The 21372-nt window shown below is 44.2% G+C and carries 15 protein-coding genes; 3 read left to right on the forward strand and 12 right to left on the reverse strand.

What is annotated here, in order from left to right; genetic code table 11:
* Positions 1-71: 71 nt before the first annotated feature.
* From GO495_RS21935 to nirB, 6 genes are all read right to left on the reverse strand, one after another.
* On the reverse strand, positions 72-1514 hold the full coding sequence (locus tag GO495_RS21935) for a rubredoxin (RefSeq protein WP_157301879.1): 1443 nt from the start codon (positions 1512-1514) through the stop codon (positions 72-74).
* A 1-nt stretch (position 1515) separates the two neighbouring features.
* Entirely contained in the window at positions 1516-5040 is a 3525-nt protein-coding gene (locus GO495_RS21940; protein WP_157301880.1) for a nitrate reductase, read from the reverse strand.
* A 9-nt stretch (positions 5041-5049) separates the two neighbouring features.
* Positions 5050-6357, reverse strand: a complete 1308-nt coding sequence (locus GO495_RS21945) for an MFS transporter (protein ID WP_157301881.1) — start codon at positions 6355-6357, stop codon at positions 5050-5052.
* Between the two features lie 20 nt (positions 6358-6377).
* Positions 6378-7736 (reverse strand): alginate export family protein, encoded by a 1359-nt coding sequence (locus tag GO495_RS21950; RefSeq protein WP_240915296.1) that lies wholly within the window; start codon positions 7734-7736, stop codon positions 6378-6380.
* A gap of 100 nt (positions 7737-7836) precedes the next feature.
* Entirely contained in the window at positions 7837-8172 is a 336-nt protein-coding gene (gene nirD / locus GO495_RS21955; RefSeq protein WP_240915297.1) for a nitrite reductase small subunit NirD, read from the reverse strand.
* A 20-nt stretch (positions 8173-8192) separates the two neighbouring features.
* Positions 8193-10691 carry a nitrite reductase large subunit NirB gene (nirB, locus tag GO495_RS21960; RefSeq protein ID WP_157301883.1) on the reverse strand — a complete coding sequence of 833 codons (2499 nt, stop codon included), beginning with the start codon at positions 10689-10691 and terminating at the stop codon, positions 8193-8195.
* Between the two features lie 136 nt (positions 10692-10827).
* Here nirB and cobA point away from each other — a divergent pair, with 136 nt between their 5' ends.
* Positions 10828-11586, forward strand: coding sequence for a uroporphyrinogen-III C-methyltransferase (cobA, locus tag GO495_RS21965; protein WP_157301884.1), 759 nt, complete (start codon positions 10828-10830; stop codon positions 11584-11586).
* Positions 11573-12259, forward strand: a complete 687-nt coding sequence (locus tag GO495_RS21970) for a Crp/Fnr family transcriptional regulator (protein ID WP_157301885.1) — start codon at positions 11573-11575, stop codon at positions 12257-12259. The genes cobA and GO495_RS21970 overlap by 14 nt, the downstream gene beginning before the upstream one ends.
* On the opposite strand, the gene GO495_RS21975 is transcribed toward GO495_RS21970, so the two are convergent.
* The 4 genes from GO495_RS21975 to GO495_RS21990 all read right to left on the reverse strand — a co-directional run bounded on the left by GO495_RS21975 (position 12254) and on the right by GO495_RS21990 (position 16337).
* The gene (locus GO495_RS21975; protein ID WP_089783733.1) at positions 12254-12877 is read right to left on the reverse strand and encodes a response regulator transcription factor; all 624 of its coding nucleotides are present in this window, start codon (positions 12875-12877) and stop codon (positions 12254-12256) included. The two genes, GO495_RS21970 and GO495_RS21975, sit on opposite strands and share 6 nt — an antisense overlap.
* Positions 12874-14826 (reverse strand): tetratricopeptide repeat-containing sensor histidine kinase, encoded by a 1953-nt coding sequence (locus GO495_RS21980; RefSeq protein ID WP_170302706.1) that lies wholly within the window; start codon positions 14824-14826, stop codon positions 12874-12876. The genes GO495_RS21975 and GO495_RS21980 overlap by 4 nt, the downstream gene beginning before the upstream one ends.
* A gap of 216 nt (positions 14827-15042) precedes the next feature.
* On the reverse strand, positions 15043-15459 hold the full coding sequence (locus tag GO495_RS21985) for a DUF983 domain-containing protein (RefSeq protein WP_157301887.1): 417 nt from the start codon (positions 15457-15459) through the stop codon (positions 15043-15045).
* Between the two features lie 11 nt (positions 15460-15470).
* Positions 15471-16337, reverse strand: coding sequence for an AraC family transcriptional regulator (locus GO495_RS21990; RefSeq protein WP_157301888.1), 867 nt, complete (start codon positions 16335-16337; stop codon positions 15471-15473).
* A 134-nt stretch (positions 16338-16471) separates the two neighbouring features.
* Here GO495_RS21990 and GO495_RS21995 point away from each other — a divergent pair, with 134 nt between their 5' ends.
* Positions 16472-19687 carry an AsmA family protein gene (locus GO495_RS21995; RefSeq protein WP_157301889.1) on the forward strand — a complete coding sequence of 1072 codons (3216 nt, stop codon included), beginning with the start codon at positions 16472-16474 and terminating at the stop codon, positions 19685-19687.
* Here the strand turns inward: GO495_RS21995 and GO495_RS22000 are convergent, their stop codons facing one another.
* Together GO495_RS22000 and GO495_RS22005 are read right to left on the reverse strand one after the other, a co-directional pair.
* On the reverse strand, positions 19688-20602 hold the full coding sequence (locus GO495_RS22000) for a helix-turn-helix domain-containing protein (RefSeq protein ID WP_157301890.1): 915 nt from the start codon (positions 20600-20602) through the stop codon (positions 19688-19690). It lies immediately after the preceding gene.
* A 24-nt stretch (positions 20603-20626) separates the two neighbouring features.
* Positions 20627-21364 carry an SDR family oxidoreductase gene (locus GO495_RS22005; protein ID WP_157301891.1) on the reverse strand — a complete coding sequence of 246 codons (738 nt, stop codon included), beginning with the start codon at positions 21362-21364 and terminating at the stop codon, positions 20627-20629.
* Positions 21365-21372: the final 8 nt, after the last annotated feature.

Consider the following 21372-nt stretch of genomic DNA (forward strand, 5'->3'; position numbering starts at 1 on the left):
GGGTATGCAGCAAGTGCAAATAGAATGTTAAGATACGGGATCAAAAACAGGGGTGATAGTAAATGAACGGGTTAAGATAGTATATTAAAATTTGTGACCTGCGTGATATTAAAATCCTGCAAAGGAGCTTCGCAAACGGAGCAGCAATAATAAGGGGGCAGGTCAGAAAAGAGCGTACCGGCAGGGATTTGCTGGGCAGGATCTCCCGTGGCTTCATCATAGATCGTAAAGCAGTGAGGGCATTGATGTACAGGCTTTTCGGGCACAGTTACCACAGGCAGTGGTACTGTCTTTTGTAAAGGATCATGGCTGCTTTCGTAGAAAAGTTTACAAAGCGCTGAAATATAGGGCCCCAGGTGTTCTTTGGCCACATCTGTCCTGTAGGGGATCAGGTTACCGGAATTAGGACTGAAGTCCGGAGTATACAGGATATCGTACCGTTGCAGGCCTTTTAAACGGCTTTTTTGCCTGTTTTCCTGTTTGTTAAGGATAATGGAGCCAAAGCAGCTGTTCCCCGGTTTTAGGCGTATGCCAAAGCATAATCCGTAGGTGCGTACATCAGCGCTGTCGAAGTACCTGATAATGTGACGTTTCAATACAAGGCCATCTTCGCTGTTATCTTCTACCTGCCAGTTCAGTTCATTGGCCGCATGCCGTACGTTGATATTATGTTTGCCGAGGATATAATCCCAGAGGCGGCGGTGTTCGTGTTTAATATTTTTAATGATCAGTGATTTCCAGGGAGTAGCATATAGCTGTCCTGTTTTTGTTTCCAGGCAGATATTACACAGGTCTTTCAGAAAATCAACGGAGAATTCTTCGTCGCGGCGATAGATGCCCAGCCAGTAGCTGTCCTCGTGTTTATTGAAGCCTTCGTAATAGGGGAGATGGAAATGCGGGTATTCCAGTTCCTGTTCTACCGGACGGCAGAGGTATTCCAGTTTGTCTTTTACCTGTTTGAAAAGGTGATCAATTTGTAAGGATTCTTTAGCGGATAAAAGAGATTCTATGCAGTGGCTGACTTCTCCGATGTTGTTCGTATAGATGAGTTCCGGCCATGAAAACAGTTCTCCTGTTTTAGGGTAGCGGATGTAGAGATGCCAGTAATGTTGTTGCTGTGCAGATATCCAGTTAAGATGCCCTGTGAAGAAAGGCATGAAAGTTTGTTTGCTGTCGCAGATATTTATTTTCAGAGAGGGGGCATAACTGAACATTTCGAAAACATCCTTGTAGATGCCTTCCGTCAGCCAGGTATCTGTGACGAAGATCCCGGATGTAAGATAAGAGCTGCTGATATTAGGTGTGTATGCGCAGCTGATGTCTTTTTCTTTACAGGCGTTTTCAAATTGTTTAATTTGTTTTACCGGGACTTCTATCAATAATTGCTGGCGTAAGCCAAAGCGGACCTGTTTTACTCTGGCATCTGTTGCTATTTCCAGGATAGTATGCAGATTTCCGGGAGAGATAATCCCTCCTGTAAAATTGATACTTATTGTATGTGTTTGCTTTAGCATTTTATACCGTTACCAGTTGTTCCGTTTTCTTTTTTTCCTGCTGAGGCAGTGTTCTTTCCAATATCGACTGTACTTCCGGTCTGCAACTTCCACAACCCATGCCTGCACCTGTAGCCTGACATAGCTTTTCGAGACTTGCACATCCTTCAGCGATCTTTCCTGTAATATTTCCTTCTCCCACACTGCCACAACTACATACCAGTTTGCCTATCACCGGTTCTCCTTTTTTACCGGAACGTAACAGTTCCAGTCTCTTATCAGATAATTCGATCTTATTAGCTATCAGCTCTTTGAATTCAAGGAATTCTGATTTGTCACCAATGAGAATAGCGCCTATCAGTCTGTCATTATGTATCAGGCACTTTTTATAGTAACGTTTTGATTTATCAATGAAAACCACTTCTTCATAGGCAGGATCATCAGGTGTTTCTACCATGCCCAATGAGCAGAGATCTGTACCATGCATTTTCAGGATATTCATGAACAGAGTGCCCTGGTAATAACCAGTGATATCTCCGGACAAATGCCGGGCTACAACGGCCGCCTGTTGTTCTGCGGCGGCTGTGATACCGTATAACGTACCATTGAATTCTGCTATTTCACCAATAGCGTAAACAGCAGGATCGCTGGTCTGTAAGTATTCGTTTACGACTACGCCCCGCTTGCAGGTTAGTTCTGATGCATGCGCCAGTTCTATATTGGGCGTTGTTCCTATAGAAAGTACTACCGCCTGGCAATCTATATGTCTGCCACTTTTGAGACGGATACCATCCAGTTGTTTTGAACCGGTGAAGCGTTCTATCTCATCATTATACAAAATCTCTATACCTCTGTCTGTAAGTTCTTCGTATAAGAGCTGGCCACCTAGTCTGTCTAACTGCCGGTCCATAAGTTTGGAACTGCGTTGTATAACAGCAACGTCTATATCCATTTCTCTTAAGGAAGCTGCCAGTTCTATGCCTAACAGTCCGCCCCCTGCTATCATTACTTTACCTTTGGCAGGATCAATATGTTTGATGAATGCATCCGCGTCCATGCGGTTGCGCATAGTGAAAATACCTTTTAATGGAGGAGTATCTCTTAAAGTAGAAGCCCTGCTTCCCATTGCAAGTATCAATACATCATACGGGTGTACAAAGCCATTACTATCTGTAATAGTTTTATTTTCCCTGTCTATCTGTACTACGCTGATGCCACGGTGTAACGTAATATTGAAATCATTTTCTTCACTATCTTTCATTTTAACCAACTGCTCCCATTGCTGGGTGCCACTGATATAATCAGGTAACATGACACGATTGTAAAAAGGAAGATTTTCTTTGCTGAAAACAATGATTTCGTCTGTAGTATTTAAAGGACGGTATGATTTTACAAAACCATAGGCCCCGGCGCCAGCACCGATAATAATGATGCGTTGCTGTGGCTTTTTGTAAGGTAACACCTGTACCGCCGCATATTTGAAATCGGGTTGTTTGGAAATAGGATCTAAGCGGTTATGTGTAAGGTTATTCGCCCTGCTTAAATCGTTATTCAGTATTTTGCCCCAATGCATGGGAAGGAATACCACACCTTTTTTAATGGAAGTACTTAGTTGTGCTTTCACCCGCACGGCCCCATTGCTGTTGAAGATCTCTACGATATCATCCGCGCGGATATCGCGTTCCTTTGCATCATCCGGATGTATTTCCAGGAAAGGAGCGGGGATATGTTGTTTCAGTTTGCTTACTTTACCCGTTTTGCTCATGGTATGCCACTGGTCGCGGATACGGCCGGTAGTGAGGATTAAAGGATAATCCTTATCCGGCGGAGCAGACTTGTTATCATCATCAAAAGAATGAATAACAGCTTTTGATGATGGTGTATAAAACTGATGATCTGTAAAGAGGCGTGGCGTACCAAGGTCTGTTGTTCCTTTGGGATAAGGCCATTGCACACTACGTTTCTCTTTTAGCAAAGCATAATTCAATCCACTTACATCAATATTAGTACCCGCCGTAAGACGGCAATGTTCATCATAAATTTCAGCAGCGTTATTATAAGAAAAACCATGAAAGCCCATCTTCTGTGCAAAGCGGCAGATAATCTCTGCATCCGGTAATGCTTCTCCCGGAGCATCCGCTACTTTTTGGAGATAACTGATACGACGTTCTGCATTCGTCATGGTACCTTCTTTTTCCGTCCAGGCAGCAGCAGGGAAGACAACATCTGCATATTGCAGTGTTTCCGGTTTGGAAGAGATCTCCTGCACCACTACGAACTTCGCTTTTTGCAGCGCAGCTTCTGCCAGTCTTGCCTCAGGAAGGCTCACCAGCGGATTGGTACAAAGAATCCAGATGGCTTTAAGTTTACCTTCGTTTAAAGCAGTGAACATTTCAGTAGCGGTAAGTCCTGGTTTTTCAGAGAGAGGAACACCCCCCCAGAACTCCTGTACTTCTTTACGATGCGCCGGATTGTTCATAAGACGATGAGCGGGCAACAGGTTCGACAAGCCGCCTACTTCGCGTCCGCCCATCGCATTAGGCTGACCGGTTAATGAGAATGGCCCGCATCCCGGTTTACCTATATGGCCGGTAATGAGATGCAGGTTAATAAGACTGAGATTTTTATTAACGCCTACTACACTCTGGTTTAAGCCCATTGTCCACAGCGTCATGAAACGCTTGGCTTTGCCTATGTATGTAGCCGCTTCAATGATATCTGTTTCGGAAATACCACAGATGGCAGCAGCACTGGCAAGGCTACGCTGCATGACGGTTTCTTTGTAGCGGGTAAAACCTTCTGTATGCTGACTGATAAATGTATGATCTGTGAATCCCTGTTCTATCAGTATTCTGCCAATAGCATGATGTAATACGATATCTGTACCCGGGTGCAATTGCAGGTGCAGGTTGGCTAAAGCACAGCTTTGCGTAACACGGGGATCACTGACAATTATTTTTAGTGAAGGATTAGCAGCTTTCGCTGCTTCTATCCGTCGCCATAAAATAGGATGGCACCAGGCGGGGTTCGCACCTGCCACAAAGATGCAATCTGCCAGTTCAAGATCGTCATAATTACCAGGTACACTATCTTCCCCTAAAGCCATTTTATAGGCAGCTACTGCACTGCTCATACAAAGGCGTGAGTTGGTATCGATATTATTACTGCCTATAAAACCTTTGATCAGTTTATTAACTACATAATATTCTTCTGTTAAACATTGCCCGGATGCGTAAAATGCTACGGAATCCGGGCCATGTTTCTGAATGATCTGTTTGAACACTGCGGCGGTCCTTTCCAGGGCCTGGTCCCAGGTAACCCGTTGCCGTGGCAGGTACCGGTTATATCGCATTTCAGGGTACAGCAGTCTGTCGCTGGTATCCATAACGGTATAATGCAGGTTCATTCCTTTAGAACAGAGCATGCCTTTATTCACAGGATGGTCTTTATCTCCTTCCACATGCAGTTTCCCCTGCCGGTCTTTATGCACTACTATCCCACAACCAACACCGCAATAACAGCAGGTTGTTTTAAATGAAGTTGACATGTGATCTGTTTATTCTGCGAATGCCATTTGTGGCGTGATTTCTTTTGTTGCTGCGGCTGGCTTCTTGATGAACCTGGTAAGCATTACGATAACCGATACCGCGATTACTATACAACCTATATAGGTGAATGCCTGCACGTATGAAATAGATTCGGACTTGAAAAGGAAACCGAATAGCATACCACCCAGATTACCACCAGCACCTACGATGCCGCTTACAAGTCCTACATTCTTTTCATTGATGAAAGGAACAATACCATAAGTAGCGCCATTAGCCATTTTCAGGAAGAGGGCAAAACTGAGCATGGAAATGATAGCGAATATCAATGATCCAGCCTGTGCGAACAGTAGAAGTCCGCATCCTTCCAGCAGTAATACCAATGCTAATAAGGAACCTTTCCCTTTCATCCCGAAACGGGCGCCTACTTTATCGGAAACAAAGCCTCCCAGTGCACGGGCAAAGATGTTCATGAATCCGAAGATACCTGCCCAGAAGCCTGCGCTGCTTTGTGAAAGATGGAAAGTGTCTGTGAAGTGAAGAGAGGCCACATTATCGAATGTGATCTCCATACCGAAGCACATACCATAGGCCATTGTTAACGCCCAGATGCGCCAGTCGGCCAGAATGGACCAGTCAGTGCGGGATTTATTTTTATGGTGACCTATCTCGTCGAAATTACCTGCGGGGGTATCTTTTGTATAACGGGAGTAGAGGAATGCTACGATCAGCATCATTATTCCCGGAACGATCATGGCATAACGCCATGCTTCTGCTTTTGTATAACCAAAGCCTATAATAGCCGTGAAGATAAGTGGCATTACCATATTGGTTACTCCGCCACCCAGGTTGCCCCATCCACCGGTAACGGCGTTGGCAGTTCCTTTGATATTGGCAGCAAACATCATGGATGTATGGTACTGTGTGATTACAAAAGAAGCGCCTATTACACTGATGGCCAGGCGGAAAAGTAAAAAGGATGTGTAGTCTTTGGACAAGCCTACAAGGAAAACGGGTAAAGAGCCAGCAATCAGTAGCCTTATAGCCGTTTTTCGCGGCCCCCATGTATCACATAATTTACCAATAATGAGACGGGCAATGATTGTACCTGATACGGAAGCGATGATAATGTTGCCTACCTGTGATTTAGTAAGGCCGAGGTCTTCGCGTATGGTCGGCATCAGTGGTGCGAGGCCAAACCATCCGAAGAAACAGACAAAGAACATTAACCATGTTGTATGGAATGTGCGCATCTGCACATTGTTCAGACTAAAGAGCGGTAGTTTGGAAAGTGGCTGATTACTACTGATTGCTGACATAGTGTTTTTTTTAGTGATTATTATTTCAACAGCAACTCGGGCTTTAATGTGATCATTAAATAAGCCCAGTTACTATTGCTTTGCGCGTTCGTTATATTTTTAACACTGGGAGCGGTTAAAGACGCTGTGTTCCAGAAATGGCTGTAGCCGGCTTCGAAACTGATGACTTTAGACATGGCGTAAGTACCTACGAGATCTGCTTCTGTACCAAATCTGCGGGTAACGCCCCCGGGGATGTAGCTGGAAGAGAAAAACTCATGTCCGTCCAGTGTCATCTGGAAACGCGGACCAGCTTTCAGTTTGGTTTTGATGTAGTAGTCCTGCAGACCTTTATTACCAAAACCATTGGCAGCATAGAAGTAGTCCATCAGTCCCCAGAATGCGTGCGGCGAGCCGTATAAAGGATCGAACGCTTTGCTGGTCCTGCCGGAAGAGGAGAGCCCTCCCGTTGTATAATCTACTCCTGCACCTGCGCTGAATGATTTACAAACAGCATACTGGAAACATGCAGACAACAGTTCTCCGCTGATTGTTTGTCCGCTGGCATTGCTACCGAACTGGTAGTAGGCAGAAGCGGTCACGCCGAGTTTATCGAACTGGTTATTGAAAAACAGTCCGGTTGTAGCGCGGTTATACACACCTTCATCCCATGTTTTCACAGCAGCGCCATTTACGCTGTCTGTATGGAACTTATTGAACTGATCTGCCAGGAAGAGGAAGGATATGTTACCCTTTGCCAGCTTCTTTCCCAAATACAGGAATTCAAGGCTTTTGTACTGTGTACCACCATTGGTGGTAGCCGTGTAATTACCCGGAGGGGTAGCGTTGTAAATGGTACCGGCAGCGTTCTCTTTGTTCTGGTTAAAGGCCGCACCCAGATGCAGCATCCAGGAGTTGCTTTCGTACTTGATCAGAGCCGCATCATGTCTGCGTCCCTGTTGTAACCAGTTCAGATTACCCAGGAGGCGGCCATCATCATAATTTAATTCCTGTCTGCCAATTTTAAGGTTCAGGCTTTTGTTTTTTACGGTTGTATCCAACAACATGATTTCCGCCCATGCTTCCTGCAACATAAACCCGTTGTTGTCAGCGGTGGTAGTTCTGTTGATAGTAGATACATCCTGTCCCCATACGCGTACATCCTGTACTGTTAGTCCCAGTTTAAAACGGTAACCGGTGAATCCTGCTGATAAACGACTTCTCTGCGAAGTAAAAATGGCGGGTTTTGTTCCCAGTGATAAAGGAGATCCTTGTCCGTCACGTAACTCCGTACGTGTTCTTAATTGTGCCCCTAGTGTAAATTGCGCCTGGCTGTTGTTGTAAGATAAAACGCCAATGAATAGGCAAATAGCTCCGCCGAGGATGTGTTTTTTCATCATTTGGTTGATTTTGGATTAGCTGATCACATAACAATATGAACCTTAGGCTCTAAGGACTATGGGGTTCCCTTGTAAGTTAATGAATAGCTTCGAAAATACATCATCCTGCATGTACGCCAATGTATACATGATCCTCTTCGATTCTTACCGGATATGTAGTAATACCGCACTCTGTTTCATCGGACAAACAGCGTCCATCTGACAGAGAAAATGTTTTCTTATGAAACGGACAGGCGATCTTCGGTTCGCCTTCCTGTGTGCCTGTCATACCACGGCTCAGCGCCATTTGTTGTTTGTGCGGACAAAGGTTCTGTGTGGCATACCAGGTGTCCCGTCTGGCAAAGCGGAACAAGGCAATCTGTTCTTCTCCGTATTTAACACATACGCCTCCGTTGGCAGGGACGTCAGTGACTTTGCAGGCATAGAACCAGTTCATAGTTGACGGTTTTAAAGTTGTTATTTCCATTCTGCTGCTTTTTTCTGTTCACGTAACGGATTAAATTTCACGGTTGGATCTTTAGCTCCCGGTGCATTTACAAAGTGATTGAAACGCTTGCGCAGCTCGGGATTCTCTACTACTTCCTTCCACTCGCATTTATATTTATCTACCAGGGATTGCATTTCAGCTTCTAATTGTCCGGCAATACCCAGACTATCATTCACTACTACATTACGCAGGTAGGTAATGCCTCCATCCAGTTTATTGAGCCAGGTAGCTGTACGGGTAAGGGGATCCGCTGTTTTGATATAGAACATCAGGAAGCGGTCTATATAACTGATGCAGGTATCACTATCCAGGTCGGCTGCCAGTAATATCGCATGTTGTGGCTTGGAGCCACCGTTACCACCTACATAAAGGTTCCAGCCTTTTTCGGTCGCAATGATGCCGAAGTCTTTGGATTGTGCTTCCGCACATTCGCGGATACACCCGGATACGGCCGATTTTATTTTATGAGGAGCGCGAAGTCCGCGGTACCGTTCTTCTATACGAATGGCAAAACTTACACTATCGTGCAGACCAAAACGACACCAGGTAGAGCCTACGCAGCTTTTTACGGTTCGTAATGCTTTCCCGTAAGCATGGCCGCTTTCAAAGCCTGCATTGATGAGCTCTTCCCATATAGCGGGAAGATCGCTGAGATGAGCGCCGAACAGATCTATACGCTGACCTCCTGTAATTTTAGTATAGAGGTTGTATTTCAATCCCACCTGTGCAATGACCAGCAATTTCTCCGGCGTGATTTCACCACCTGGAATGCGGGGAACTACAGAGTAGGTACCGCCTTTTTGTATATTCGCCAGGTAGCGGTCGTTGGAATCCTGTACGGTATCATTTCCTTTTTCCAGGATCATATCGTTCCACAGGCTGGCCATGATAGAAGCGACTACAGGTTTGCAGATTTCACATCCATCCCCCTGACCATAATGGTCCAGTGCGTCATCAAAGGAACGGATCTCTTTAATATGTATCAGGTCGAAGAGTTCCTGGCGGGAATAGGTAAAATGTTCGCAGATGACATTGCGGATGTATTTACCCTGCGCTTTCATGGTACCGCTGATCAGGTCTTTCACCATGGGGACGCAACCACCGCAGCAGGTGCCAGCTTTGGTACATTTCTTTATATCGCCCAGTGTTTCGTTACCAGCTTCCACAGCAGCACAGATCGCACCTTTGCTCACACTTTCGCAGCTACATATCAGTGCATCATCGGGCAGGCCCATAACGCCGGCGCCGGTTTCTGTATTACCACCTCTTGGCCCTATTAGTAAGTCTTCCGGGTTAGGAGGGAGGATGATTTTGTTTTTAGTGGTTTGCAGCAGCATATTATAGGCATCTGCATCTCCGATGAGAATCCCGCCCAGGAGCAGTTTACCATCACCGGAGATATTGATGCGCTGATAGGTGCCTTTCATAGTATCTTCAAATACAATGCTGCGGCAGGTATCTGCTGGTGCAAATGGATCGCCAAAGCTGGCCACATCTACCCCTATCAGTTTTAATTTGGTGCTCATGTCGAAGCCGGTAAAGGCTTTCTGATCACCTAGTATATGCGATGCTGCCACTTCTGCCATTTCATAACCGGGAGCTACCAGGCCGTAGATCATACCATTATAGAGGGCGCATTCGCCGATGGCATAAATAGACGGGTCGGTAGTTTGCAGTTGCTCGTTTACAAGGATACCACCGCGGTGCCCTGTTTCCAGGCCGGCTAAGCGGGCCAGTTCATCCCGGGGTTTTATCCCCGCCGAGATCACCAGCATATCTGCTTCCAGTATGGAGTCGTCCGCGAACTGCAGGGCGGAGATGGTATCTTCTCCTAATATAGCAGCGGTATTTTTATTGGTATGTATATGGAGTCCCAGGTTTTCCAGTTTATGCTGGAGCATACGGGAGCCGTTGTCATCTATCTGCCGGGGCATGAGCCTGGGGGCAAATTCGATCACATGGGTATCGGAAAGGCCCAGGTCCAGGAGTGCTTTAGCTGCTTCCAGGCCCAGCAGGCCGCCACCTATTACCACGCCTCTGGTCGCTTTTGGTGCATAATCGCGCATCAGTTCCAGGTCTTCTATGGTGCGGTATATAAAGACGCCTTTTTTTTCTACACCCGGAATAGGGGGTACAAAAGCAGAAGAGCCTGTCGCAATTATGAGGTAATCATATGTTTCAGTGATATCTTTGTAGGAGTGAACGGTTTTATGTACTCTGTCTATTTGTTGAACAGGATCACCGAGATGCAAACGTATATGATTATCAGTATACCAGCTGGCAGGGGCCATCAGGAGATCATCAGCGGTTTTTCCGGAGAAAAACTCGCTAAGATGTACCCTGTCGTAGGCCGGGCGAGGTTCTTCGCCAAAAATCACAATTTCCAAGGTACCGGCGGGCGCTTTTGCGATTATCTTTTCACAAAACTTGTAGCTCACCATGCCGTTTCCTATTATTACGATTTTCATATATATGAGTGATATTTTAAAATGAGCTTAATTTTGGTTGACTTTTATGATCTGCATCATGAAATTAGCAATAAGTATTCTATTTTTATAGTGGTTTCTGTGATTTTACTCATATTAATTTATTTATAATATACATATGGCTTATTTATCTTTGGTAGGTGCTGGTCCAGGTGACCCGGAATTAATCACCCTGAAAGCGATCAACACGATCCGGGAAGCAGACGTTATATTATATGACGCCCTGGTAAATGAAGCATTGCTGCAATATGCGAAGCCGGGAGCGGTGCTTAAGTTTGTAGGTAAGCGTTATGGCTGTCATTCCCTGTCCCAGCAGGAGATCAATCACCTGATTGTAGAATATGCACAGTCGCATGGGCATGTGGTACGCCTGAAAGGTGGAGATCCCTTTGTATTTGGCCGTGCGGGTGAAGAGATTGCTGCTGCAAAGGCTGCGGGAATACCAGTACAGGTGATTCCGGGTATTTCCAGTGCATTGGCCGCTCCTGCAGGCCAGATGATCCCCCTGACCAGCAGGGGTATTACAGAAAGCTTCTGGGTAACGACCGGCACTACACTGACAGGGGGTATATCCTCAGATCTTGAACTGGCAGCTCAGTCAACTGCGACCGTCATTATATTAATGGCTATGAGCCGGCTGGAAGCTATCATGGAAATATTTACCCGTCATGGTAAAGGTGATATGCCGGTCGCTATCATACAAAATAGTACTACTGAAAAGGAAAAGATGGTCATCGGAACTGTAAAGGATATTATATTTAAGTCGCAATATGCCGGAATGGCGAACCCCGCTGTTATCGTAATAGGAGAAGTGGTACGATTGCGGGATTTCACCGGAACGGTAAAGGAATTAATAAAACGGAATGAAGAAAGATAAGCACGATTGTGATTTACAAACCTGTATGTTATGCAGGTTGTGTATTAAAGAATGGCTTCCTGCTGTTGATAATCACAGGAAGAATTTTTCCTTAAAGAAAGGGCAGTTATTATTTCGGGAAGGAGATCCGGTAAATGGGATCTATTTTATCTTCTCCGGTACTGTAAAGGTGCATAAACACTGGGGAGAAGAGAAGGAACTTATTGTACGGTTTGCCCGCAAAGGAGACATCGTAGGGCATCGCGGAGTAGGGGCTGAAATGATGTACCCGGTATCTGCTACTGCGCTGGAGCCAGTGACACTTTGTTTCATCGATCTTGAATTTTTCCAGGCCTCCCTTAAAGTAAATCATGCACTGCTGCATGAGCTGATGATGTTCTATGCGCGTGAATTGCAGGAGTCTGAAAAGAATATGCGCAACCTGGTGCATATGCCGGTGAAAGCACGTATTGCCCATGCTTTGCTGACATTACGTGACAAGTTTGGCAACACCGAAGATGGGGCTATTGATATGACGCTGGGCCGGCAGGACCTTGCCTCTTTTACGGGTACTACCTATGAAACGGCATTCCGGGTTATGAGCGAACTGATACAGGAAAATGTGATTGCCGTATCAGGTAAAAGCATCGCTGTTCTCAATGCCGAAAAATTACAGGAGCTGGAAAAATTATAACAGTTTATATTCAGTAGCCATTTTCACAACGGAAGTAGTGTTGTTCACACCAAACTTTTCCATCAGGTTTTTACGGTGGCTTTCTACTGTATGTGTACTGATGAATAACTGCTCTGCTATCTGCATCGTGGTCAACCCTTTTCCTATCAGGTGTAATATTTCTTTTTCTCTCCTGGTAATACGGGGGATAGCTTTCAGCTCTTCCATATCAGCATTCTTCAATGCTTCTTTTGTACTGCTGCACAGATATTGCTCTCCATCCATAATAGCATAAATAGCATGGATGATCTCTGTTCCCAGTGCATTTTTTAATACGTATCCACTCGCGCCGTTCTGTAACATGCTATGGATAACGGGATGTTCATCATGGATACTGAGGGCTATGATCTTTATATCTTCATATTTCTTTTTGATCTCCTTGCACAAATTAATGCCACTTACATCCGGCAGGTTTACATCCATCAGTATTACATCCGGTTGTTCTTTTTCCAATGCAGCCAGCACACTTTTTCCATTGCTGAAATCTCCGTTTACAGAGATGCCATCATCATTCCTCAATATATTCTTTAAGCCCTCTACCATGATAGGGTGGTCTTCAACAACAATTACCTTTATCATATTGTACATTCAATTATTATAGTAGTACCTGTTCCTGCTTCCGATTGTATGTCCATCTTTGCGCCCAGGAAATCCACGCGTGCCTGTATGTTGGCGCGTCCTGCTCCTTTGATACTGTTACTGGCCGCCACATCAAATCCTTTTCCATCATCCTCTACCGTTAGGAACACATCATTTCCTGTTTGTTGCAGGAGTACAAGTATCTGATCTGCATCTGCATGTTTAATAGCATTGTTCACGAGCTCCTGCATAATGCGGTATAATACCACCTGTCTGGTATGTTCCATGGTGGTCGTCTGGAAGTTGAACACCTGGCAAACCACATTCTTTACGCCGGTCTTTTTCAAGCCGCGGCAGTATTCTACAGTCGCTTCTCCCAGTCCGTATTTGATCAGTATTTCAGGCATCATACTGCGGGCAATGCGACGCAGTTCGTCCATCGCTTCATCCAGTCGCTGCATGGTATTTTCTACCTGTGTTTGTGTGCGGGACGGCTCTTGCGAAGGAGAGATGGTAGAGAGTTCCAGTTTGATACCGGAGAGTAATCCGCCGAGCCCATCGTGGAGATCACGTGCCAGCCGGGTACGTTCCTGTTCCTGTCCTTCCAGCATGGCGGACAAGAGGGAGATCTGGTGTTCCTGTCTGATGCGTTCCACTTCAAAGAGGTGCAGCTTCTGTTGTTGTTCCAGCAGTTTGCGTCCGTTGCGGTAAAACTGGTAACTTAAAGAAGCGACTATCACCAGGGACAACATGATAACGCCCATCAGTGATAGTAACAAACGGTTCTTTTGCAGGGCAAATTCCTGCCGTTCGTTTTCATGCTGTAACTGCATGATGCGATTTTCTTTTTCAGAAGATTGATACCTGGCTTCCAGTTCATGTAGTTTCTGTGTTACTTCTGTTTCCTGCAGGCTGTCGGCCAGTGTTACATAGTTCCTTAGATAGGTATAGGCGCCTTCCGGGTCGTGTTGTTTATAGGCAATTTCTGCCATCAGGTCCCAGGCATGCAGCCGTAGTGAATATTCTTTAAGGGTTAAAGCCAGTGTTGCATATTCCTGCATCAGGCTCATGGCCTGATCGTTTTGTCCCAGCCGCTGGTATAGTTTTGCGAGTGAGTAAAGGTTATTACAGGTAGCATGTATATCATGATAACGGCGGGCGATAGAAAGTCCGTTGTTGAACATGGTAGTGGCGTGGAAATACAATTGATTTTTTACGTCCAGCTGTCCCTGGTATTCGTAATAATTAGCCCATAAACTAATAGAATCTGCACCTGTCTGATCGAGTTTTTTCTTTGCATCTATCAGGTAGCGTTGCATCTGTGGCAGGCTATCCATGTAATACATACAACTGGCCATACTCATTTGCCTGCTGGCGATGAGATGACTGTATGCCCGGGCATCTTTATACGTTTCTATACTTTTAAGGTAATAAGTGGTAGCCGTTTTATACTGTGATTTATTAAAGAAGATATTACCAAGATTGTTATAAGTATCACCCAGTATTATAAATTCATCCAGTTTTTCCAGCAAGGGGATAGATTGAAGGTATTCTTCTACCTGTTGTTCTGTACGGCCATTATTCCCTAATACTGTTCCCATAGCTATTTTAGTCAGGGCCAGCAGTTTTCTGCTTTGCCTGGAAGTATCCTTTGCCAGGATTTCTTTGGCAAGCAGGAAATTCTTTTGAGATTCCGTCAGGTTATCTTCTTTGCCAAACCAGTTACCCATGGCCTGGTAAGTACGGGCCATCGCCAGCTTATTTTCCAGTTTTTGCTGTAATTCCAGGGCTTGCTGAAAGCAGTTGACTGCCAGCAGGCTGTCTTTCTGGGGTAACATTTTTGCCAGTAAAACCAATAATTCTGCCTTTTCAGTATCCGAATTGACCTTCCGAAGGGCTCTTTGCAGACTATCTATGGTATGAGGAGGAGTGGCTGCAAGTGCTTGCATCCAGACTAACAAAGTGCATATCAGTACGTTAGATACTTTTTTCAGTGTCGGCATCATATATAATCTACCTGAAATATATAAATAATTACTCAAATGTATGATATCGGGGGCGGGATTGTATAGCTGATGTCTTTTGTGTGAATGGGCTTTCAGATAGCATGAAAAAAGCCGGAAAGAAGCTTTCCGGCTGATATTTGCAGATGTAGGTACACTATTTTACGGGTGACTGGCGGCAGCCGGTCTGTACCGGACAAAGAACGCCAGCCATATGGTTCTGGACACGCGCATAATAGGTGGTTGCAGCAGCAACAGCAGTACGGCATTAGTACCCAGCCACCAGAACATGCGGTTATCATATAATGAAAATCCGATGATTACCCACCAGGCTATAAAAGTAGCTACGCTGAATGCGATCGTCAGTGCATAACTGACATAACCGGTACCATAGTAAAAGCCAATCTCCCTTTCAAAGTTCTCTCCGCATACCGGGCACTTTTCGTTCATCTCCATAAAGTGTTTCAGGTTATATGCATTGTTGCCTTTGAAGATTTTTCCTTCACGGCATGCCGGGCATTTATTTTGTAATACACTGATCAAAGCGTTGTGTCTTTTTCCTGTTTTTTCGGCACACATAAAATATCTTTTTATTGATTAATAAATTTTTTCCTAAACTCTTCAGGAGTGATCCCTTCATAGTTTTTAAAGAATCTTGTGAAGTAGGAGTTATCTTTGAAATTAAGTTCGTAGGCTATTTCAAGAATATTCATACCTGCATTGGTGAGCAGACGTTTTGCTTCCAGCAATACTCTTTCACGAATAACATCTCCGGCTGTTTTTCCCAATAATTCCCTGCATAAAGCGTTTAAATGATTGGGGGTGATATATAGCAGTTCTGCATATTCTTTCGGTAACCGCATGGTGCGGTAATACTGATTGATCAGTTGTTGAAAACTTTTCAGCAGGGTAGAGGTATGGTTTGGCAGATTATCATGATCATGACGGTTGCCATTATTCTCTACCATCATAAACATCTCCAGCAGCCTTACACGAATCAGATCTTTATTTACAGTAGTTAATAAAGCTTCAGACAGCCGTATGATTTCCGGGCGTATTTCCGGTGTAAGCTGACGTACGCACTGACTGCTGATACCGTTAAAGAAGCTGAACTGTTCCAGGTAGGAAGGGTTCAAAAGGAATGGCCGGAAGAAATCTGCAGAGAAATGGATGATATAACCATCTGTCTCTCCCTTAAAGTCCCAGCTATGTACTTGTCCGGGTGCCATGAAATAGACCTGGTAGGGAGCTACATCAAATTTTACAAAATCGATGGTATGCGTGCCGCTGCCTTTGGTAAAAAGCACCAGGTGGTAAAAGGAATGCCGGTGAGCATGATGGAGGGCCTGATAATGTTTATCCAGGTATCCTCCAAACCGTTCTATCATCAGGTCCCGCTCATGACCGTTTTTATCGATGGTACATATATCATAAACCGGTATCGTTGTGCGGGCCATTGCTTTCCTTTTTGTTGTTGATTGTACAAAATTACTGCAAAGCAGGGTATGGGTATGGTGGTAATTGTAGTTATTATGGTGTTTTTTACTGATTACAACATATAAAAGATAATTTCTATTTTTGTGGGATATCTATGAAGAAGACAAGAAAAAGGATATTCCGGATATTGTTGATACTGGGATCGGTGGTTTTATTACTGGCAGCTATTGCCGTAGGGGTATTATACACGCAGCAGGCACGACTTACCGCTATCGCTGTGAGAGAGTTAAACAAACAGTTGCCGGGGGAACTGGTGGTGGCGGACAGTGAGATCTCTCTTTTTCAGAACTTCCCCTATATCTCCATAGGGTTGCGCAATGTGCGTTTTTATGCCAATAAACAGCGAAAAGGAAAGCCTTTATATCAACTGGAACGCCTGTATGCAGGGTTCAGCTTACCGGATATTCTGAGGGAGAAGTACAATGTGAAGGTGCTTTTCTTAAAGAATGGTCACCTGGATATGGTCCGGGAGCCGGATGGTAAGTTAAACCTGGTGGAAGCCAACAGGATTCAACAGGATACAGTTATCTCTTCCGGAACTTCTTCCGGTAGCCTGGACCTGGATATTAAGAAGATCGTGTTAAAGAATATAGACGTTTCTTATTATGATCAGACCAATGGGCAACGCTTGTCTACACATATAGATAAGATCAAAACAGCTTTTAGTGCCAGTGATACGCTCATGAATGGCTCTCTTGAGGGCGGGTTTGAAGTGGATGTAACGAGTCCGGGGGATACTGTGTTATTCCGTCACAAGTGCATGGAAGTGAATATTAAAGTCGCTTACAATAGTAAAGAACAGTTTCTGAAGATCTCGTCCAGTGAAGTAAAGCTGGAAGCCGCTACATTGAAGGTACAGGGTACCGTCGATATGCTGCATGGTAAGATGGCAAATATAAAAGTAACAGGTGACAGGCCCGATCTGAACCTGCTTTTTGCTTTTGCGCCTAAAGACGTAGCAGATGAGTTAAAGCATTTCAGTTATGATGGGCGTATCTATTTTAACGGGACTATCATAGGAAAACTGGCAGACGGGCAGCAACCTAAAATTGATGTTTCCTTTGGTTGTGAAGATGCCTGGTTTTTAAATAAAGCTGCTGATAAAAAACTGGACCAGTTAGGATTTAAAGGATATTATACCAATGGTGCGGAACGTTCCCCGAAAACATCCGAACTGCATTTGCTGAATATGACTGCGCGGCCTGATAAAGGCATCTTCAAAGGCAACTTTGTTATGCGTGATTTTACAGATCCAAAGATCATCATGCAGATAGATTCTGAACTGGAGCTGGAATTTATAGGGGCCTTCCTGGGCATTAAAGACCTGGAGCGTATCACCGGGCATATCATTCTGAAAATGGATTTTAAGGAGATGGTGGACCTTAGCCTGCCGGAAGCATCTATGTCCAAACTGAAGGATGGTGTGCAGAGTGAGTTGACGGTACAGAACCTTACTTTTAAGATTCCCGGTTATCCGCATATAGTACGTAATCTTGATTTACATGCCAATATGAAGAACGGGAACGTGAAATTAGATTCACTGGCCTGCCGTTTTGGTAACTCCGACTTCTACATGAATGGTTCCCTGAGTGATCTTCCCGCTCTTTTCCATCAACATAAGAAGCCGGTACTGATTACATTGAATGCACATAGCCGCAGGATGGTTTTAAAGGAGCTGCTGGCATTTGATACAGCTATGGCGAAGAAGGTAAAGGAAGAGATCAATGGGTTTAATATAGGGTTATCGCTGGAAACATCTGTACAACAGCTAACGCATCCTTCACCTTTACCGAAAGGTAAGTTCCATATGGAGAAACTGTATGCCGGATTTAAGATATACCCGCATGCATTGCATGATTTCGGTGCAGAACTGACTATTAACGACACTGCTTTATTACTGAAGAATTTTGGTGGAAAGATAGATAGCAGTGATCTGCGTTTCAGTGGTCGTGTGATTAATTACCAGGTATGGTTTGATAAGGTGATGAGAGGGAAAACGCAGATAGCATTCGATCTGAAATCAACGCATCTTGCCATGAATGATTTGCTGGGCCCCGGATCAGGTAAGTTTGTACCGGCAGATTATCAGCATGAAGTAGGTAGTAATTTATGGTTACGTGCAAAGGCGGATATGAAGTATGATTCCATATTCAAATTTGCAAAACTGCATATCGCGAATGTTTCCGGTCAGCTGAAAGTACATCCTTTCAAAGTAGACAGTATAAAGGGAACGATCAAGTATGGCGCTAACAAGTTTATTGCGATAGATACTCTGACAGGTAAAATAGGGCGTAGTGATTTTGATCTGAGCATGCGCTGGTTTACCGGCAAGGATACTACCTTGAGGAAGAAAGCGAATTTCTTGCAGTTTAATTCGAAATTCCTGGATGTAGATGAACTGACGAATTATAAATTCACGAATACACCTGATGCACCTGTTACGCCTGCAGCTACCAGGACTGCTACCGTGAATGCTGCTCATGCCAATGCTTTTAATGTGTTCTCTATTCCTTTTGCTACTTTCACGGGTGCTGTGAATATCGGTAAGGTAAAGTATCATCGTCTATGGCTGAAGAACATTATTACAAGTGTGCATATGCTGCCCAGTCAGCACTTTTATATAGATACACTGGGGATGAATGTAGCGGGAGGATGGGTAGGTATGAGAGGCCATTTCAATGGCAGTGATCCAAAGAAGATCTATTTCGGAAGCCGTATCCGTTTCGTGGATGTGGATATAGAAAAGATGATGATCAAGCTGGATAATTTCGGACAGGATTATACCATCAATAAGAATATAAAGGGACGATTGAACGGAGAGATTAAAAGTCGCCTGCTGGTACATCCGGACCTTACGCCTATCATCAATGATTCACAGGCACAACTGGACGTGCAGATCTACAATGGAAGTCTGATAGATTTTGGCCCTATGCAGGCGATGGCGGGTTATTTCAAAGATAAGAACCTGCGTAATGTACGCTTTGATACCCTGCGGAATAAACTCACCTTTAAGAATGGCGTGCTGGAAATCCCCTCTATGAATATCAACTCTTCTCTTGGATTTATGGAAGTTTCGGGGAAACAGTACCTGGATATGAAGATGGAGTATTACCTGCGTATCCCGCTTAAGATGGTCACACAGGTAGGGTTTAAATCCCTCTTTGGCAGGAGGCAGGAAGAGATAGATCCGGATCAGGTAGATGCGATCGAATACAGGGACAAGGATAAGAAAATCCGCTTTATGAATATTAAAGTATCCGGTACGCCGGATAAGTTTAAAGTGGGATTGGGGAAGGCGAAGAAAGCGTAATTATTTAAAAGATTGTCTGAATTCTAATGGAGAAAGGTTCGTCTTTGTTTTAAACAAACGACTAAAAGACTGTGGGTACTCAAAACCCAATTGATATGCGATTTCGGAAACTGATAAATTAGATATAGACAATTTTTCTTTCGCTTTTTCAACGAGTTTATTATGGATGTGTTGCTGTGCATTTTGTCCGGTAAAGGAACGCAACATATCACTTAAATAACTTGCTGATATATTTAAGTGTTCCGAAAGATATTGAACAGTTGGGATCCCTTGCCTTAATGACTTTTCGTTATTGAAATAATCGTCCAGAATTTCTTCCAGCTTTTGCAGCAAGTCACTATTTGCTGCTTTCCGTGTAATGAATTGACGCTTGTAAAAACGGTTACTATAATTCAGTAATAATTCAACCTGTGAAATAACTATATCCTGGCTGAAATCATCTATTCTACTATTTAATTCATCATCAATTATGCTGAAAATAGACATAATGGTTGTCCTTTCATTATCTGATAAATGCAATGCTTCATTGGCAGTATAAGAAAAGAAGCCATATTGCCTGATATTCTTTGCTAAAGGGTAAGACAAAAAGAAATCGGGATGGATGAGCAATAAATAGCCTGAAGCCCCATTGCTCTCGGGAGTTTCAAATATCTGGCCGGGTGCTGTAAATACTAAACCACCTTCTCCAAAGTCGTAATAATTTTGCCCATATTTTGCTTTGCCACAAAGATTTGTCTTATACGCGATTTTATAAAAATCCAGCACTATTGAATGGGGGAATTCTTTCGGCGGGATCTTCATGTTTTTAATATCTATAAAACTTATCAGCGGGTGCACGGGCTTTGGTAGCTCGAACACCCGGTGAAAGTCGGATAAGGATTCAAATTTGTGCAGTGTATTTTCTTCCCTTTTCATATTACAAATATATAGCGTTAGCGTTTACCAGGGGGTTTCTCCGGTTTCCGGGTTATATTCCTCACTGATAAACTTGCCGGTTGGGCCATCATCACCAATCATTGCATATTTAGCAATACGAGCCCCACCTTCCTGAACAGTGCCGGTTCCGCGGTGATTGTTAAAATCGGTTGCGACAAAGCCAGGGCAAACCGCGTTAATTTTAAATGGAGTATCTCTCAATTCATAAGCCAGATCTATGGTGTACATATTAAGCGCCGCTTTTGACGCCGGATAAACGGCTGCCTTATGAGTATAATATTTCCATGTGGGATCGCTGTGTAAGGTAAGCGAACATCCACTGGAAGATACATTTACGATACGAGGTTGTGAAGATTTTTGCAACAAATCAATAAATGTCTGTGTAACTCTTACCACACCATACAAATTGGTGTCGAACACCATTTTAAATTGATCGATACTTGCATCAAGCGCTGCTTGCGGCCAGCCTCCATTGATGCCGGCGTTATTGATCAGCACATCCAGTACTTCGGTTTTCCTGCCTATTCCGGCACGGGCTGCTTTCACTGATCCGGAATCGGTAACATCTAATTGTACAGCTTCGACATTACTTAATCCTTCGGCTTTAAGCTTTTCCACAGCAGCCAAACCATTTTCTACACTACGGCTACCAAGATAAACGTAATACCCGTTTTGCAGCAATTGGCGTGCTGTTTCAAAACCGACACTTTTATTAGCTCCTGTAATTAATGCTTTTTTCATGTATGTTT

The sequence above is a fragment of the Chitinophaga oryziterrae genome (assembly GCF_009758125.1).
In the GTDB taxonomy this organism is placed as follows: domain Bacteria; phylum Bacteroidota; class Bacteroidia; order Chitinophagales; family Chitinophagaceae; genus Chitinophaga; species Chitinophaga oryziterrae.

Excerpts from the sequence above, each read along its gene's own strand:
- GO495_RS21970 (WP_157301885.1), top strand. The coding sequence starts at position 11,573 with ATGAAGAAAGATAAGCACGATTGTGATTTACAAACCTGTATGTTATGC.
- GO495_RS21945 (WP_157301881.1), bottom strand. The coding sequence starts at position 6,357 with ATGTCAGCAATCAGTAGTAATCAGCCACTTTCCAAACTACCGCTCTTT.
- GO495_RS21975 (WP_089783733.1), bottom strand. The coding sequence starts at position 12,877 with ATGATAAAGGTAATTGTTGTTGAAGACCACCCTATCATGGTAGAGGGC.
- GO495_RS22005 (WP_157301891.1), bottom strand. The coding sequence starts at position 21,364 with ATGAAAAAAGCATTAATTACAGGAGCTAATAAAAGTGTCGGTTTTGAA.
- nirB (WP_157301883.1), bottom strand. The coding sequence starts at position 10,691 with ATGAAAATCGTAATAATAGGAAACGGCATGGTGAGCTACAAGTTTTGT.
- cobA (WP_157301884.1), top strand. The coding sequence starts at position 10,828 with ATGGCTTATTTATCTTTGGTAGGTGCTGGTCCAGGTGACCCGGAATTA.
- nirD (WP_240915297.1), bottom strand. The coding sequence starts at position 8,172 with ATGAACTGGTTCTATGCCTGCAAAGTCACTGACGTCCCTGCCAACGGA.
- GO495_RS22000 (WP_157301890.1), bottom strand. The coding sequence starts at position 20,602 with ATGAAAAGGGAAGAAAATACACTGCACAAATTTGAATCCTTATCCGAC.
- GO495_RS21990 (WP_157301888.1), bottom strand. The coding sequence starts at position 16,337 with ATGGCCCGCACAACGATACCGGTTTATGATATATGTACCATCGATAAA.
- GO495_RS21985 (WP_157301887.1), bottom strand. The coding sequence starts at position 15,459 with ATGTGTGCCGAAAAAACAGGAAAAAGACACAACGCTTTGATCAGTGTA.
- GO495_RS21950 (WP_240915296.1), bottom strand. The coding sequence starts at position 7,736 with ATGATGAAAAAACACATCCTCGGCGGAGCTATTTGCCTATTCATTGGC.
- GO495_RS21980 (WP_170302706.1), bottom strand. The coding sequence starts at position 14,826 with ATGCAAGCACTTGCAGCCACTCCTCCTCATACCATAGATAGTCTGCAA.
- GO495_RS21940 (WP_157301880.1), bottom strand. The coding sequence starts at position 5,040 with ATGTCAACTTCATTTAAAACAACCTGCTGTTATTGCGGTGTTGGTTGT.
- GO495_RS21935 (WP_157301879.1), bottom strand. The coding sequence starts at position 1,514 with ATGCTAAAGCAAACACATACAATAAGTATCAATTTTACAGGAGGGATT.
- GO495_RS21995 (WP_157301889.1), top strand. The coding sequence starts at position 16,472 with ATGAAGAAGACAAGAAAAAGGATATTCCGGATATTGTTGATACTGGGA.